General features: G+C 69.7%; 14 protein-coding genes. 6 read left to right on the top strand and 8 right to left on the bottom strand.

Features of this window, described 5'->3' with window-relative positions; genetic code table 11:
- Window positions 1-25: 25 nt before the first annotated feature.
- Window positions 26-1,318 carry a glycosyltransferase gene (locus ACL03I_RS29650; RefSeq protein WP_364434912.1) on the bottom strand — a complete coding sequence of 431 codons (1,293 nt, stop codon included), beginning with the start codon at window positions 1,316-1,318 and terminating at the stop codon, window positions 26-28.
- A gap of 408 nt (window positions 1,319-1,726) precedes the next feature.
- Here ACL03I_RS29650 and ACL03I_RS29645 point away from each other — a divergent pair, with 408 nt between their 5' ends.
- A complete protein-coding gene (locus tag ACL03I_RS29645; protein ID WP_412807487.1) occupies window positions 1,727-2,467 on the top strand; it encodes a class I SAM-dependent methyltransferase in 741 nt (246 codons plus the stop codon).
- Window positions 2,468-2,561: 94 nt separating this feature from the next.
- On the opposite strand, the gene ACL03I_RS29640 is transcribed toward ACL03I_RS29645, so the two are convergent.
- The 6 genes from ACL03I_RS29640 to ACL03I_RS29615 all read right to left on the bottom strand — a co-directional run bounded on the left by ACL03I_RS29640 (window position 2,562) and on the right by ACL03I_RS29615 (window position 9,260).
- Window positions 2,562-4,133: a copper resistance CopC/CopD family protein gene (locus tag ACL03I_RS29640; protein ID WP_412807486.1), complete on the bottom strand. Its 1,572-nt coding sequence runs from the start codon at window positions 4,131-4,133 to the stop codon at window positions 2,562-2,564.
- Complete coding sequence (locus ACL03I_RS29635; RefSeq protein WP_412807485.1) at window positions 4,130-4,822, bottom strand: YcnI family copper-binding membrane protein; 693 nt, start codon at window positions 4,820-4,822, stop codon at window positions 4,130-4,132. Before ACL03I_RS29635 ends, ACL03I_RS29640 begins: the two co-directional genes overlap by 4 nt.
- Complete coding sequence (locus ACL03I_RS29630) at window positions 4,819-6,243, bottom strand: PLP-dependent cysteine synthase family protein (RefSeq protein WP_412807484.1); 1,425 nt, start codon at window positions 6,241-6,243, stop codon at window positions 4,819-4,821. Before ACL03I_RS29630 ends, ACL03I_RS29635 begins: the two co-directional genes overlap by 4 nt.
- Window positions 6,240-7,091, bottom strand: a complete 852-nt coding sequence (locus ACL03I_RS29625; RefSeq protein WP_355080558.1) for an ABC transporter ATP-binding protein — start codon at window positions 7,089-7,091, stop codon at window positions 6,240-6,242. The genes ACL03I_RS29630 and ACL03I_RS29625 overlap by 4 nt, the downstream gene beginning before the upstream one ends.
- Window positions 7,085-8,038, bottom strand: a complete 954-nt coding sequence (locus ACL03I_RS29620; protein WP_412807483.1) for an ABC transporter permease — start codon at window positions 8,036-8,038, stop codon at window positions 7,085-7,087. The genes ACL03I_RS29625 and ACL03I_RS29620 overlap by 7 nt, the downstream gene beginning before the upstream one ends.
- A gap of 82 nt (window positions 8,039-8,120) precedes the next feature.
- Window positions 8,121-9,260, bottom strand: a complete 1,140-nt coding sequence (locus ACL03I_RS29615) for an ABC transporter substrate-binding protein (protein WP_355080562.1) — start codon at window positions 9,258-9,260, stop codon at window positions 8,121-8,123.
- A gap of 654 nt (window positions 9,261-9,914) precedes the next feature.
- Here ACL03I_RS29615 and ACL03I_RS29610 point away from each other — a divergent pair.
- The 4 genes from ACL03I_RS29610 to ACL03I_RS29595 all read left to right on the top strand — a co-directional run bounded on the left by ACL03I_RS29610 (window position 9,915) and on the right by ACL03I_RS29595 (window position 12,264).
- Complete coding sequence (locus ACL03I_RS29610; RefSeq protein ID WP_355080564.1) at window positions 9,915-10,250, top strand: histone-like nucleoid-structuring protein Lsr2; 336 nt, start codon at window positions 9,915-9,917, stop codon at window positions 10,248-10,250.
- A gap of 113 nt (window positions 10,251-10,363) precedes the next feature.
- Entirely contained in the window at window positions 10,364-11,392 is a 1,029-nt protein-coding gene (locus ACL03I_RS29605) for an iron-containing redox enzyme family protein (RefSeq protein WP_412807482.1), read from the top strand.
- 31 nt (window positions 11,393-11,423) lie between these two features.
- Entirely contained in the window at window positions 11,424-12,077 is a 654-nt protein-coding gene (locus tag ACL03I_RS29600; protein ID WP_355080568.1) for a HemK2/MTQ2 family protein methyltransferase, read from the top strand.
- Complete coding sequence (locus ACL03I_RS29595) at window positions 12,055-12,264, top strand: CDGSH iron-sulfur domain-containing protein (RefSeq protein WP_355080570.1); 210 nt, start codon at window positions 12,055-12,057, stop codon at window positions 12,262-12,264. Before ACL03I_RS29600 ends, ACL03I_RS29595 begins: the two co-directional genes overlap by 23 nt.
- A gap of 7 nt (window positions 12,265-12,271) precedes the next feature.
- On the opposite strand, the gene ACL03I_RS29590 is transcribed toward ACL03I_RS29595, so the two are convergent.
- Window positions 12,272-12,760, bottom strand: coding sequence for a CinA family protein (locus tag ACL03I_RS29590; RefSeq protein WP_355080571.1), 489 nt, complete (start codon window positions 12,758-12,760; stop codon window positions 12,272-12,274).
- A 135-nt stretch (window positions 12,761-12,895) separates the two neighbouring features.
- On the opposite strand from ACL03I_RS29590, the gene ACL03I_RS29585 reads away from it, so the two are divergent.
- Entirely contained in the window at window positions 12,896-13,396 is a 501-nt protein-coding gene (locus ACL03I_RS29585; RefSeq protein ID WP_364434943.1) for a hemerythrin domain-containing protein, read from the top strand.
- Window positions 13,397-13,452 lie beyond the last annotated feature (56 nt).

Here is a 13,452-nt window from a genome sequence, read left to right as displayed (position 1 = left end):
CGGTCCGCGGCGGCCGACCGGCAGCTCATGGTCGGGGGGTCGCGGCGGCGAGTTTCTCGACGGCGTCGACCGCCGCGGGCACGCCGTTCTCCTTCGCGGCCGTGTGGCCGACCTCTGCCGCTCGCTGCCGCACCTGGGGCGTCAAGACCTGCGCCAACGCGCGATGCAGACGATCGGTGGTGATCGTGCGATACGGGAAGGTCGCTCCGATGCCGAGCGCGGCGATGCGCCAGCCGTAGAAGAATTGATCGCTGTGCACCGGGATCACCACGGCCGGGATCCCCGCTCGCACCACGTCATGGGTGTTGCCGCTGCCGCCGTGGTGCACCACCGCGGCGCACCGCGGCAGGACGCGGTCGTAGTCGAACGAATCGATGATCAGCAGGCTGCGGTCGGCGCTGAACCCTTTCGGGAATCCCTCGCCTTTCACCGTGACGAGTGCCCGTGCGCCCAAGCGCGCGCAGACCGTCGCGATCATCTCGCGGCATTCCACCGGATCCAGCACGGGCATTCCGGTCATGCAGAAATAGATGGGCGGTGACCCTTCGCCCAGCCACGCGTCGAGTTCCGGATCGATGACCGCTTCGCCCCAGGCGTCACGCAGCGGCTGCGGCAGAACGGAAGCGCCCACGATCGTCGCGCGGTCCGGCCAATCGTGCGGCTTGGGCAACAGCATCGGGCTCACCATGTGGACCAGCGGTATCCGCTCCGCACGCAGGCGCCGGAAAGGATTGCGCGGCCTGCCGGGCAGGCCCATGTGACGGCGCAATTGCCGGTCGACCTTGCGATACAGGAACGTATAGGACCATTCGAACAGGCTGTAGCTCGCCCGTGACAGCGTGCGCGACGAGGTCATGTTCTTCGCCATGAACGACGACGGGAACTCATCGGTGCGTTCGAGCGGATAGGGCAGGCAGCCCAGTACCGGCGTCCCGGTCTTCTCGCGGAACTCCATCGCCCACGGCAGCGTCGACGCGCAGGCGACGACGACGTCCGCGGACGTGCAGGCGCGCAGGAGTACCTCGTGCATCGCGACACCGCGCTCACCTTCGATGATCCGCACCGTGTCGAGCATGATGCGCACGAACGGCAGCGTCTTGCCGGAGGCCAGCGCCCGCTTGGCCGCGGTCGTCTCGAGCAGTTCCGCGGCGTCGAAGGGGATCACATGGGGTTCGAAGCCCGCGTTGCGCACGATCTGCGCTTGATTGCGGGTGGCGGTGATGTCCACCTCGTGACCGCGGGCGCGAAATTCCTGCGCCAACGCGAGATATGGTTGATGATCGCCCCGGGTACCTGCGGGCAACAACGCCACACGCATACTATCGACTTCCGCTCGTGCACTGGGCTCGTCCGGCCGAATCCCACGGATCGACCGACATCTGGTTCGTTGTCGGGGTCCGCCTCCCGCGGACGTCCCGCTCGCTCGACAGAGTTCGGAACGGTACTCGGCCCCCCGCCGTTCTCAACGGGCCGATTGCCTGTCTGCAGAATCGAGAGTTGGTCCTTTCGTTCGAACGATGAGCCGACGGACCGCGCGGAACCCGGCATGGTCGGTTCTGCGAAACCGGCGCAGGCCAGTATCCCGGCTCGACCGGTCGTCGTCCAGACTAGGCGCGGACGGGGGTGCGTTCTTCTCAGTGCTGGGAGGTAGCGGCCCTCGAACCCGCGGCCGAGCCGACCGGAAAATAAGGGGCGTCAAGCGGATCCGGTGCGCTACGGTGCCCGGATGCGCGATACCGACGATTACTTCGGCGAGCAGGTCGCGGCCAGCTATGACGAGTCCTCGGCCGCGATGTTCGAGCCGGGCGTCGTCGACCCGGCGGTGACCTTTTTGGCAGAGTCGGCCGAAGATGGCCCGGCCTTGGAATTCGGCATCGGAACGGGGCGGATCGCCTTGCCGCTCGCCGCGCGCGGAGTTCCCGTGCACGGCATCGATACGTCACCCGCGATGCTCGCCCGGTTGCGTGCCAAGGCCGGCGGCGACGAGATCGCCGTGACCGTCGGAGATTTCGCGTCCACGAAGCTGACGTCACGATTCTCGCTGGTCTACCTGGTGTTCAACACGATCATGAACGTGACCACCCAGGCGGGTCAGGTCGCCTGCTTCCGCAACGCGGCGGCCCACCTCCGACCCGGCGGCCGCTTCGTCGTCGAAGTCATGATGCCCGGACTGCGCGGGCTGGCGCCCGGCCGCAACACGGTGCTGTCTCGGGCCGGATCGTCGAAATGGGCCTACGACGAGTACGACATCGCCACGCAGACGATGAGTTCGAACTACCTGGAGGTCGTCGAGGGACGCGGCAGTTACCGATCGATTCCGTTCCGCTACGTGTGGCCCGCGGAATTGGACCTGATGGCCGAGATCGCCGGCCTGCGGCTGGATGCGCGGTGGGACGGGTGGACACGCGAACCGTTCACCAGCGAGAGCCGCGGACACGTCTCCGTCTGGCAGAAGCCCGGCGGCTGAGCCCGGCGCTGCGGGTTGCGTCGTCGTCCGAGGCGAGGTGTCCTCGCCGTTCGTGAGTCGAACGCGCGGAACGCGCTGGGGCGTACCGATCCCGTCACCACACGCGATAAGGCACGGTGGCGGTATAGCCGGTGGTGCGGTCCAGGAGGACGGTCAACCGCAACTGCCAATAGCCGGGGAGGGCAACGCGCACCGGTTGGGAAACGAAATAGTGCGGGCCCAGTTCGACGGGCTCGATCCGTCGGAAGGGAACGTCGATGGGGCCCGAGGTATCGCCGGTACGGGTCAGGCGGCCGGTGACGGCGGAGGCGTCGATCGGGGTTCCGCTCGCGTCGCGCAGGTGGACGGTCAGCTCTTGTTCGCCCGCACCGGCGCCGTCGACGGTGACCTCGGCTCGTGCCCGGCCGAGGTCGGCGGTCACCGTGATCCGCGGGTCGTAGGCGTCCCTGGCCGGTGTCGTGCCCGCGAGGACGCCGGTCACCACCAGAACGGCCGCCAGAAGGACGAATTCGAGGCGCAGCGCCGAGTGCGGAACGCGGCCGCGAACGATTCGCCGCGCGGCGAGCACCACACCGGCCGCGGCGAGCACCAGCGCCGATTTGAGCAGCAGGAGCCGACCCCACGACGTCGTCCACAGTGCCGCGAGCGGGTCGACCGAGCGGAGGCTCTGATAGACGCCGGTCAGCGCGAGCGCGGTGACGGCGGCGATCGCGACGCGGCCGAAGCGCGGGAGCAGGGCGGATCGGTCGGGCCGCCGCCGGACCGCGACGGCCAGCACGACGGCACCCACCCACAACGCCATCGCGAGCACATGGACCGCGGTGGAGAACAACGCGGCGGGTCGGTCTCCCCCTGCCAGGGCGTGGCCCGACGCCGCCGTCGCCACGACGATCACCGCTCCCGCGACGGCGATCACTTTCGGTCGCGACCGACCGGCCGCGAGCGCGGCGCCGGCGACAGCGCGCACCACGGCCGCCACACCCGGCGAGGATGTGAGAGCCTGCGCCCACACCTGTGGATCGGCCCAGCCGTCGGGGCCGGTGAGGCGAGCCGGTGTCATGGCGAGCGCGAGCAGCGAGACGGCGACGACGGTGGCCGACCCGATCCCGGTCAGTTGCGCGACCAGCGCCGTCCTGGTCCCCGCACGCCACACCAGCAACGTCACCCCGGGGACGCCGACCGCGAGCACCACACCGAGATATCCGACGGCGGTGAGCATCCTGGCTACGCCGTCGGCGGTGACCGCGATCGGATCACGAGGTGGATCGCCGAGGGTCAGGTCGGGCGGCACCCGGATACCGAACACACTGGAACCGCTGACCGTGTGACCGTCCGCGGACAGCACCACCCAGCTCAGCAGATACGTCCCAGTGGGCAGCTCGGGCCGCACTCCGACCACGACGGCACGGCCGCCGTCGGCGGCCGACACCGCCTCGGTGTCGACCCGGCGGCCGTCCTTGTCGGAGACAGTGACACCGGCGCCCGCCGCCGTCACCGGTTCGTCGAAACGCACCGTCACCCGCGTCGGAGCGTCCGGGATGGTCGCACCGTACGCGGGGTCGGTGGCGACGAGCACGGCATGCGCCGACGCGACCGCCGACGGAGCCAGTAATACGGCCGCGACCGCGGACAGCCCGGCCAGCAGTACGCGTGCCCGGACGGTCACCGGCTGCGCGCGCCGCGCACGAACGGCGCCGCCGCCAGAGCCAGCGCGCCGAGCGCCGCCACCAGCGCGATCCAATCGACCCATCCACCGGAATCCGAATTCTGCCCCGCTACAGGCGATTGCGCGGACGCCGCCGCGGTGGCGCCGGGCGCCTGGTGCCCGCTGTGGCCGGATTCGGCGCTCAGACGCACCACAGGAGCCGGTTTGTCGGGCGGTGTCCCGTCGGTGCTGCGTTCGATCCAGGAGACCACGGTGCCGTCGCTGTAGGTCTGGATCGCGGGCAGCGCGAGTTCCCGGACATCCGGTAGCGGACCGAGCAGCAGCCGGAATTCCCCGAATTCCCCCGGCCGCACGGCGGACCCGGGTTGCGCGGTGAACGTCACCGACGAGGTCACCGTCGCGCCGTGCCCGTTGTCGATCGGCGCGGGTAGCGTGGTGCGGCGCGTCGACACATTCCATCCGGGTGTCGTGGCGGTGCGTACGACGGCGAGCGGATGGTCCAGAGGCAGGCCGACTTCCAGCTGCACGGTGCCCGCCGTCTCGGATTCCGTGGGAACCCGCAGCGTGACCACGCTGTACCCGCCGGGGGCCGCGTCCGGTGCGCCGGCCGTGACGTGCGCGGCCGCGATTCCCGGTCCGGCGCACAGCCCGGCCAGCACCATCGCGGCCGTGGCGGCGAGACGTCTCACTGCGAACCTCCCTGTCGTTCTCCGAGTTCCCGCGCCGCGGCCGTGATGCGCGCGGCGTCGACGAGCGTGATGGCCCGCCCTTCGTGCGCCACCACGACCGGCCCGGAATGGCCGGAGATCCGGGCGGCGGCGCGGGTCAGCGGTTCCGTGGTGCCCGCCACCGGCAGCGGCGGTGCCAGATGAGCGATGACGGGGTGGTCGTCCGGCGCACCGGCCAGCGTCGTCGCGACCGCCGCGCCGAGGATTTCCGGTACCACGACCGGTCCGGCCTCGTCGCGCAGCAACAGCACCGGAAGCGCGGGTGCCGCGCCGAGCAGCGTTCGAGCGTGGGCGACGGTCGCATCCGACGGGATGGTGCGCGGACTTCCGGCGACCTCGCCCACCACATCGGCCACCGTCGGTCCGGTCACTCGGTCGCGCAGCGCGAAGCCGAAACGGCCGAGCCACTGGTCGTCGAAATATTTGGTGAGATAGGAGCGACCGGAGTCCGGGGCGATGACGACCACCACGTCGTCCGACCGCAGTGTCCGCGCGACACGCAGGGCGGCGGCGATCGCGGTTCCCGACGATCCGCCCAGCAACAGCCCCTCCTCGCGGGCGAGGCGATGCAGCACCTCCAGCGCCTCCGGGTCACCGATCCGCTCGATGTGATCCACGACGGCGGGGTGATACGAGGTGGGCCACTGGTCGTCCTCGGTGTCGGGATGCCGGTAGTGTCCGACGGATTCGACGTACCAGGCACGACCGTCGCCGCCGCCGTAGACGGAGGTCTCCGGGTCGGCGCCGATCACGCGGACCGCGCCCCCGGACACCTCTTTGAGGTACTCGCCCGCGCCGGTGACGGTGCCGCCGGTACCAACGCCCGCGACGTAGTGGGTGATTCGCCCGCCGGTCTGGGCCCAGATCTCCGGACCCGTCGTCCGGTGATGCGCCGCCGGATTCGCGGGATTGTCGTACTGCCCGGCGAACCACGCGCCCGGGATCTCGGCGGCCAGCCGGGTCGCGACCGTGCGCACGTGCTCCGGATGATCGGCCGGCCGCCCGCCCGGGGTCACCCGCACCTGTGCGCCGTAGGCGCGCAGCAGCGCGAGCTTCTCCTGGCTGGTCTTGTCCGGCACCACCACGATCGTGCGGTAGCCGCGTGTCGCGGCGATGGCGGTCAACGCGATGCCGGTGTTGCCGGAGGTCGCCTCCACGACCGTGCCGCCGGGCCGCAGCTTACCGGAGGCCTCGGCGGCGTCGATCATCGACCGCGCGGCGCGATCTTTCACGCTGCCCAGCGGATTGAGGTACTCGAGTTTGACGTATACCGTCGCGGTGATCCCCTCGGTGACCCGGTTCAGCCGGACCAGCGGGGTATTGCCGATCGCGTCGGTGACGGAGTCGAAGACCCCGCTCGTGCGCGGGTGGGTTGCGGTCATGCGACGGCCCTGCCTGTCTCGCCGAGCAGCCGCAGGATCTCGCCCCGCAGCCGCAGATATTCCGGATCATCATGCGTGCGGGGCCGGGCCAGTGCGATCGGCACGTCCCGCACCACCTTCCCGGGCCGGGCGGAGAAGACCACGACCCGGTCCGCCAGCCGCAACGCCTCGTCGACGTCGTGGGTGACCAGCACGGCGGTGAACCCGTCCTCCTGCCACAGCCGGACGATCTCGGTCTGCAGCGTGGCGCGGGTGAGCGCGTCGAGCTTGCCGAGCGGCTCGTCGAGCAGAAACAGCCGCGGCCGGTTCACCAGCGCCCGCGCCAACGCCACCCGCTGCGCCATCCCGCCGGACAGCTGCGCCGGATAGGTGTCCCGGAAACCGTCGAGACCGACCAGTGCGAGGGCTTCGGCCACCCGGGTCCGGTCCTCGGCCAGGGTGCCGCGAGCCTGCGGTCCGAGCGCGACATTCTGCTCCACGGTCCGCCACGGGAACAATGTCGGATCCTGGAACATCAACGCCCGGTGCGGATCCGGGCCCTCGATCGGCGCACCGTCGGCGCGCAGCACGCCCCGCGACGGCCGCTCGAGTCCCGCGAGCAATCGCAACAAAGTCGACTTGCCGCACCCCGACGGCCCGAGCAACGCGACGAACTGCCCCGCTTCGATCCGCAGGGACACGTCGGTGAGCACCCGCAGCCGGCCCAGTTGCTGGGCGCGGGTCGGTTCGGGTGCGGGCCGCCCGAGCAGGCGCTCGACGACGTTGCGCGGGCGTGCGCCCGCCACCGCGAATTGATGTGAGACCGCATCGATCTCGACCGCGCTGCCGCGTGCCGCGCCGCTCACCATCGCACCAGATCCTTCTCCCAGGCCAGCACGCGGTTGCGGACACGGAACAGCAGCAGCATGAGCGTGCGGCACACCACCACCATGATCACGATCGCCGCGTACATCCGCGGATAGGCCGCCCACCCCTTGGTCCACTGGATGTACCAGCCCAGACCGTTCTTCACGCCGAGCAACTCCGCGACGGCCAGCGCGGCCAGCGAAGCGCCCAGACCCATGAACAGTCCGGTGAAGATGCTCGGCAGAGCGCCGGGCACCGCGACCCGCCAGACGAGGAAATGCTTGGACGCCCCGAGGGTCTGCGCGACATCGAAGTAGCCACGCGCGACCCCCGCGATGCCCGCGCGGGTGAGCACCGCCACCGGGAACCACACACCGAACGCGACCATGAAGATGCTGCCGCTGTAAGTGGTGGGGAACAGCACCAGCACCACCGGCAGCAGCGTGCCCGCCGGCACCGGGCCGACGGTCTGCAGCACCGGATTACCCCAGTAGGCAGCGAGTTTCGACCAGCCGAGAGCGATGCCGGTGCTCAGGCCCGCGACCGCGCCGATGACGAACCCGACCGCCAGCAGCAGCAGCGAATGCCACGTGCTCGACGCGAGCAGTCCCGCGTCGCTGTAGAACACCAGCAGCATCTGCTGCGGCGACGCGAAATGCGGTGGTTGCAGCCACCCGGTCTTGGCGGTGGCGAATTCCCAGAACAGCGCCCAGACGCCGAGCGCCGCGATCCACGGTGTCCAGTACCGCAGCCGCAGGGTGGCCGCGCGGTCGCGGTAGGCGTAGGCCGCCCACACCGTGAGCGCCGCCGTCCAGGCGGTGAACAGCACTCCGGCCGCCAGCGGCGCCGCGACGTCCAGTTCGTCCGGGACCGCGAGCGTCACCACCGCGGTCAGAGCCCACACCGCCCAGGCGAGCGCGAAGCCGAGCGTCGGCGGATAACGTGTCACCGCGGTTCCCGGCGGCCGCGTCGCAGAAGAGGCCGAATCGGCCCGGACGGGGGCGGTGTCGGCCGTTGTCGTCATCGCGGCGTCACCAGTTCAGCCCGAGATCCGCGTAGACCTTGCCGGCCAGCGCGTTCGGATCGGTCTTGCGGTCCAGGTAGCCGGTCTTGGCGAATTTGGCGATGCCGGAAGTGATCTCGCTCTCGAGTCGCGCCGCCGACGGGTTGTACCCGTAGGTCTTCAGGATCGCTTCGATGGTCGGCTGATCCGCCGCCACGTACTTGTTGTCGACTTCGATGGCCGCGGTCTGCGGGATGTTCGCGCCCGCCCATCGGCTACCCTCGGCCCACGCGGTCACCAGCGCCCGCGCCACGTCCGGGTCCTCGCGCAGCAGCCGCCCGTTGATGGCGGTCGCGCAGCAGTAGAGCTGCCGGTTGGTGCCCTGGGAGTTGTTGGTCAGTTCGCGAGCCTTGCCCTTCAGTGTGGGCAGCAGCCCGTTGGGGTCGCTGGCCGCGATCGCGGCGATGTCACCGCGCACCAGCGCGTCGGTCAGCTGGTCGGCGGCGAAGACCCGCCAGTCGATGTCCTCGCTCGGGTTGATGCCCGCGTCGAGCAGGTCCAACGAGAAGAACGACATCGCCGAATCGCCGATCGCGCCGACGCCGATCGGCTTGCCCCGCAGCTCGGCGACGGACTTGATCGGGCTGTCGGGGGGCACCACGATGCGCAGGCAGCCCTCGTGCAGCCCGGCGGCGAGTTTGGCGTCGATGCCCTGTTCGATCGGTTTGAGCCAGGAGAAGAAGATGCCCGGCGCCGCGTCGAGTTTGCCCGCGCCCACCGCGTCCTTGATCTCGTCGCCGCCGGTTTTGACGATCTGCACGTTCAATCCGTGCTTCTCGAAGATCTTCTCGTGATGCGCCACGTACAGCGGCGCCTCGCAGACGCCGCCGCCGTAGCCGATCTTCAGGGCGCGGTTCACCCCTCCGGCGCCGGGAGTGCGGCGTGTGGTGAGCCACGCGGCCAGGCCGCCGCCCGCGACCACCGCCGCGGCGATGCCCGCGCCCGCGAACAGCTTGCGCCGCGACAGTGCGGGAGTGTCCGGTTCCGCCGGTGCTGCCAGATCCTCGTCCTCCGGATCTACCTGGGCGGGCGGGTCCGCGGGCGCGGTGAGCGCGTCGTCCGGCTCGCCGCCCTGCTCCGGGGCGTGCTGATCGTCGTTGTCTGCCATGTGCTCGATGCCTTTCCCTGCTGGCCGACGGTTCACCGCGCCCGAGATTCCGGCGGGCAGGGCGCACCGATCAGCCGAAGCGCCGGAGGCTCTCAGGTTCGCAGCAACACCTTCGCGGAGACATATTTCGCGTCAGCGCGATCGAATTCGGCTGCCTTGTCGTCGCAGCGGCGGTGCGGGGAAGCACAGGCGGTGGTGTTCGCAATTCGGGTGGGATGCCATCGATCTCGCGCGTTGTCCCGCTTCGGAGGTCCGGTTCACCGACGCGACCGACCAGTGTCGTCTTGCCCGGCACCGTCGCCGACGGCGGGATCGCGTGGATTGTTCGGCTGGCCGGAGCCGCTTCGGCCGATGGCGTTGCCGCTCGAAAAGTGAAATGCAGCGTGCGAATGTCGATTGCGCACATCGGTCACCGATAGCCCGCCACCGCGTCTTTCTCCGGTCGCGCTCGTCCTGGCAGGGCGGTTTGCCACTGCGCCGGGTGCGCGGGCAATATGTGGAGGCTCGACGGTTGCCGCAATAGCTGTTCGCCGCGAACCGTCCTGCGCCGCGAGGGGGACCCCGGTGTTCCGGGGGCGGAACCGATCTGTTATTTACTGGCTACGATTGTTTTTTCGACTGCACGCGCTCGGTAACCGTGAAGGGATTATCTGTATGGCACGCAAGGTCGTCGTGACACTGGTCGATGACTACGACGGCAAGTCTCAGGCCGAGGAAACCGTGTCTTTCGCCGTGGACGGCGTGGCCTACGAGATGGACTTGTCGACGGAGAATGCCGGTCAGTTACGCGGATTCTTCGAACAATGGGTTCCGTATGCCCGCAAGGTCGGCCGTGCGCGGCGCGGCCGCGGCGGTGTCATGCGGTCGGCGAACGACCGGGAACAAGCCACGGTGATCCGGGAGTGGGCGCGCAAGAACGGCATCGACGTCTCGGCGCGTGGACGTATCTCCGCCGAGGTGGTCGAGGCGTACAAGAAGGCGAACGGGTAGCTCCGGGACAGTTCGTCTCGGTTCGTGGCCGTCCTCGCGTCTGCGGGGACGGCCACGGCATTCTTACCGCGCCGCGCCGCGATAACAGCGCTCGACGGGGGTAAACGATCGGTATGACGGTCACGATAGGCGCTCCGAAGCAGGACCTGCCCCGCCCGCGCGGCGAGCTGTCGGAGGCGGTGGTGAAACTGCTGGGCAGCCGATCAGGTGGTTCGGTGCCGGTGCCGGTGCCGGTGCCGGGCTCGGTGGACCCGTACGGCGAAGACCTGCATCTGGCGCTGCACACCTGCTACGAACTGCACTATCACGGTTTCGCGGCCGTCGACGCGGGATGGGAATGGGACCCGGGTCTGCTTGGGCTGCGCGCCGCGCTGGAACAGCGATTCCTGCGCGCGCTGCGCGAGGACGTGCCCGGTGGCGACGATCTCGACGCGGAGCTGGAACGGTTGCTGGTGACGCCCGCCGACCCGGAGGGGCTGAGCCGTTTCCTGCGCGACGAGAGCGAATGGTGGCAGATGCGCGAATACTTCGTGCACCGTTCGATCTATCACCACAAAGAGGCCGACCCCTACGCCTGGGTGATTCCCCGGCTGCGCGGCCAAGCCAAGGCGTCGCTGGTGGCGGTCGAGTTCGACGAGTTCGGAGGAGGGCGCGGCGAGCGCGTGCACGCGCAGCTGTATGCCGATCTGCTGGCAGGCGCCGGGCTCAACCCGGACTATCTGCACTATCTGGATGTGGTGCCCGCGCCGATGCTCGCGCTGATGAACATGATGTCGCTGTTCGGGCTGCACCGGTCGTGGCGGGGCGCGCTGGTGGGGCATTTCGCCACGGTGGAGATCACCTCGCCGCCGGGCGCGCGGCGCCTGGTGGAGGCGCTGGAACGTTTGGCCGCCGACCCCGCGTGCCTGCTGTTCTACCGCGAGCACGTCGAAGCCGACGCGGTGCACGAGCAGGTCATGCGCACCGGCGTGATCGGCGATCTGCTCCGGCGGGAGCCCGAGCTGACCGAGTCGGTGGTATTCGGTATCCAGGTGACGAACCTGCTCGAGGACCGATTCGCCGATCATGTGCTCGACGCCTGGCGCGCGGGCCGCAGCTCGTTGCGGGAAACCGGCAGCGGGACGGTCAGCGGGGGTGATTGAGTACCGCTGGGCGGGCTATCCGGCGAATGTGATGTTGATTCGACCCCCCGGTGTCTATCCGCCGCAGCTGGACACCTGGCTGCTCGTCCGCGCTCTGTCCGAGGCGGGTGTTCCGAGCGGCGGGCACGCGGTGGACGTGTGTACCGGCACCGGCGCCTTGGCCGTCGCCGCCGCGTACGCGGGAGCCTCGAAGGTGACGGCGGTGGACGTGTCCAGGGCCGCGGTGGTGTCCGCCTGGCTGAACTGCCGGATGCGCGGTATCGAGGCCGAGGTGCTGCGCGGCGATTTCACCGCGGTCCTCGGGGGGCGCAGTTTCGACCTGGTGCTGGCCAACCCGCCGTATGTCCCGGCCCCCGTGGGGGCCCACACGCGCGGCATCGCTCGCGCGTGGAACGCGGGTTCCGGGGGCAGGGCGGTCCTCGACCAGTTGTGCGTGGCGCTGCCCGCCCTGCTGAAACCGCGTGGTGTCGCGTTGATCGTGCATTCGGCGCTGTCGGATCCGGATACGACGCTGGCCCAGCTACGCGAGCGAGAATTGAAGGCCGCTGTCGTGGCCAGGGCGACCGTGCCGTTCGGGCCGGTGCTGCGCCGCCGCGCGGACTGGCTGGAATCGGCCGGGCTGATCGGACCCGGCCAGCGTATGGAAGATCTGGTGGTGATCCGTGCCGACCGAATCCGGCAATGAGCAGTGGCGGCGAGTGACGCTCACCGCCGACGGCCCCGCGTTGATCGAGGGCCCGGTCGAGTTCGTCACCGCGGACGGCCGGACGGTGCGCTCCGACCGGTTCCTGGTGGCCTTGTGCCTGTGTAAGCGCTCGAAGAACTACCCGTTCTGCGACACCAGCCACCGTAAGCATCGCCGTTCGTCGTGACCGCGGGTCACTTCGGCGAACGGTCCGAGCGCAGGTCGCGCACGGTGTCGAGCAGCGCCTCGGCCGCGCAGGCGGTGGTCTGCTCGAGCACGTCCTCCGGTTCCCCGTCGAACTGATGGTGCCATGCGCGCACGTCGTGCTCGGTGGCGATCGCGAACCACACCGAGCCCGGCGGCTGTCCGTCCTGCGGGTCGGGACCGCCCGCGCCCGTGACGGCAACGGCGACAACTGCATTCAGCAGGCTCCGGACACCGGTGGCCATCGCTTCGGCCGCGGGACGTGACACGACCGGCACGTCGGGCACCCCGAGAACCGTTCGCTTGACCTCCGAGCTGTAGGCGACGAGGCCGCCGCGAAACCAGGTGGAAGAGTCGGGCGCGGCGCCGAACGTGGCGCACAGCCTGCCCGCGGTGAGCGATTCGGCGACCGCGACGGTGGTTTCCGAGCGCTGCGCCAATTCGGCCAGCTCGTGTGCGTAGTCATCGGCGTGGGGCATCTTCGTCCTTCCTGTGCTGTCCGCGGCTCACCATACGACCCGCTGAGGGTCCGGCCGCGCGGCGGACGTCGCGGTTTCGGGGGCGCGGCGCCGGGAATGTCGGCAGAGAACCGGCCCCGACGCAAGGAGAAAGCGATGACCACCGACGCGATCGTGCTGCTTCGTGACGACCACAAGGCGATCCGAAAACTCTTCCGGGAGTTCGAGAAAGCAGGCGACGACGCCATCCGGACCAAGGCGAACGTGGTGAACAAGATCATTGCGGCGCTCACCGTGCACACCTATCTCGAGAACGAGTGCATGTACCCCGAGGTGCGCAAGCTCGTCCCCGAGCTCGAGGACGACATCCTGGAGTCCTACGAGGAGCACCACGTCGCCGACGTGCTGGTCAGCGAGCTGGCGACGATGAAGCCCGACGACGAGCACTTCACCGCCAAGACCACCGTGCTGATCGAGAACGTCGACCACCATATCGATGAGGAGGAGAACGAGTGGTTCCCGAAGGTGCGGGAACGCCTGGGACGTAAGCAGCTCCAAGAGATCGGGGCGCGGCTGCAAGAGCTCAGGAAGAAGGCGCCGACCTCGCCCGCGCAGCCGTCGGCTTTGAAGAAGGCCGTCGACGCCGTGCTGGCCTGATCCGGTCGGGGGGGGGGGGCGCCCCCGGCGGGGGGGGGGGGGGGGGGGGGGGGGGG

The sequence above is a fragment of the Nocardia sichangensis genome (assembly GCF_047200615.1).
In the GTDB taxonomy this organism is placed as follows: domain Bacteria; phylum Actinomycetota; class Actinomycetes; order Mycobacteriales; family Mycobacteriaceae; genus Nocardia; species Nocardia sichangensis.
Note: the sequence above shows the minus strand (reverse complement) of the source record. Positions and strands in the feature narration are given on the sequence as shown.

Coding starts and splice junctions, on each gene's coding strand:
- ACL03I_RS29650 (WP_364434912.1), bottom strand. CDS start 1,318: ATGCGTGTGGCGTTGTTGCCCGCAGGTACCCGGGGCGATCATCAACCA.
- ACL03I_RS29645 (WP_412807487.1), top strand. CDS start 1,727: ATGCGCGATACCGACGATTACTTCGGCGAGCAGGTCGCGGCCAGCTAT.
- ACL03I_RS29630 (WP_412807484.1), bottom strand. CDS start 6,243: ATGACCGCAACCCACCCGCGCACGAGCGGGGTCTTCGACTCCGTCACC.
- ACL03I_RS29625 (WP_355080558.1), bottom strand. CDS start 7,091: ATGGTGAGCGGCGCGGCACGCGGCAGCGCGGTCGAGATCGATGCGGTC.
- ACL03I_RS29615 (WP_355080562.1), bottom strand. CDS start 9,260: ATGGCAGACAACGACGATCAGCACGCCCCGGAGCAGGGCGGCGAGCCG.
- ACL03I_RS29610 (WP_355080564.1), top strand. CDS start 9,915: ATGGCACGCAAGGTCGTCGTGACACTGGTCGATGACTACGACGGCAAG.
- ACL03I_RS29605 (WP_412807482.1), top strand. CDS start 10,364: ATGACGGTCACGATAGGCGCTCCGAAGCAGGACCTGCCCCGCCCGCGC.
- ACL03I_RS29600 (WP_355080568.1), top strand. CDS start 11,424: ATGTTGATTCGACCCCCCGGTGTCTATCCGCCGCAGCTGGACACCTGG.
- ACL03I_RS29590 (WP_355080571.1), bottom strand. CDS start 12,760: ATGCCCCACGCCGATGACTACGCACACGAGCTGGCCGAATTGGCGCAG.
- ACL03I_RS29585 (WP_364434943.1), top strand. CDS start 12,896: ATGACCACCGACGCGATCGTGCTGCTTCGTGACGACCACAAGGCGATC.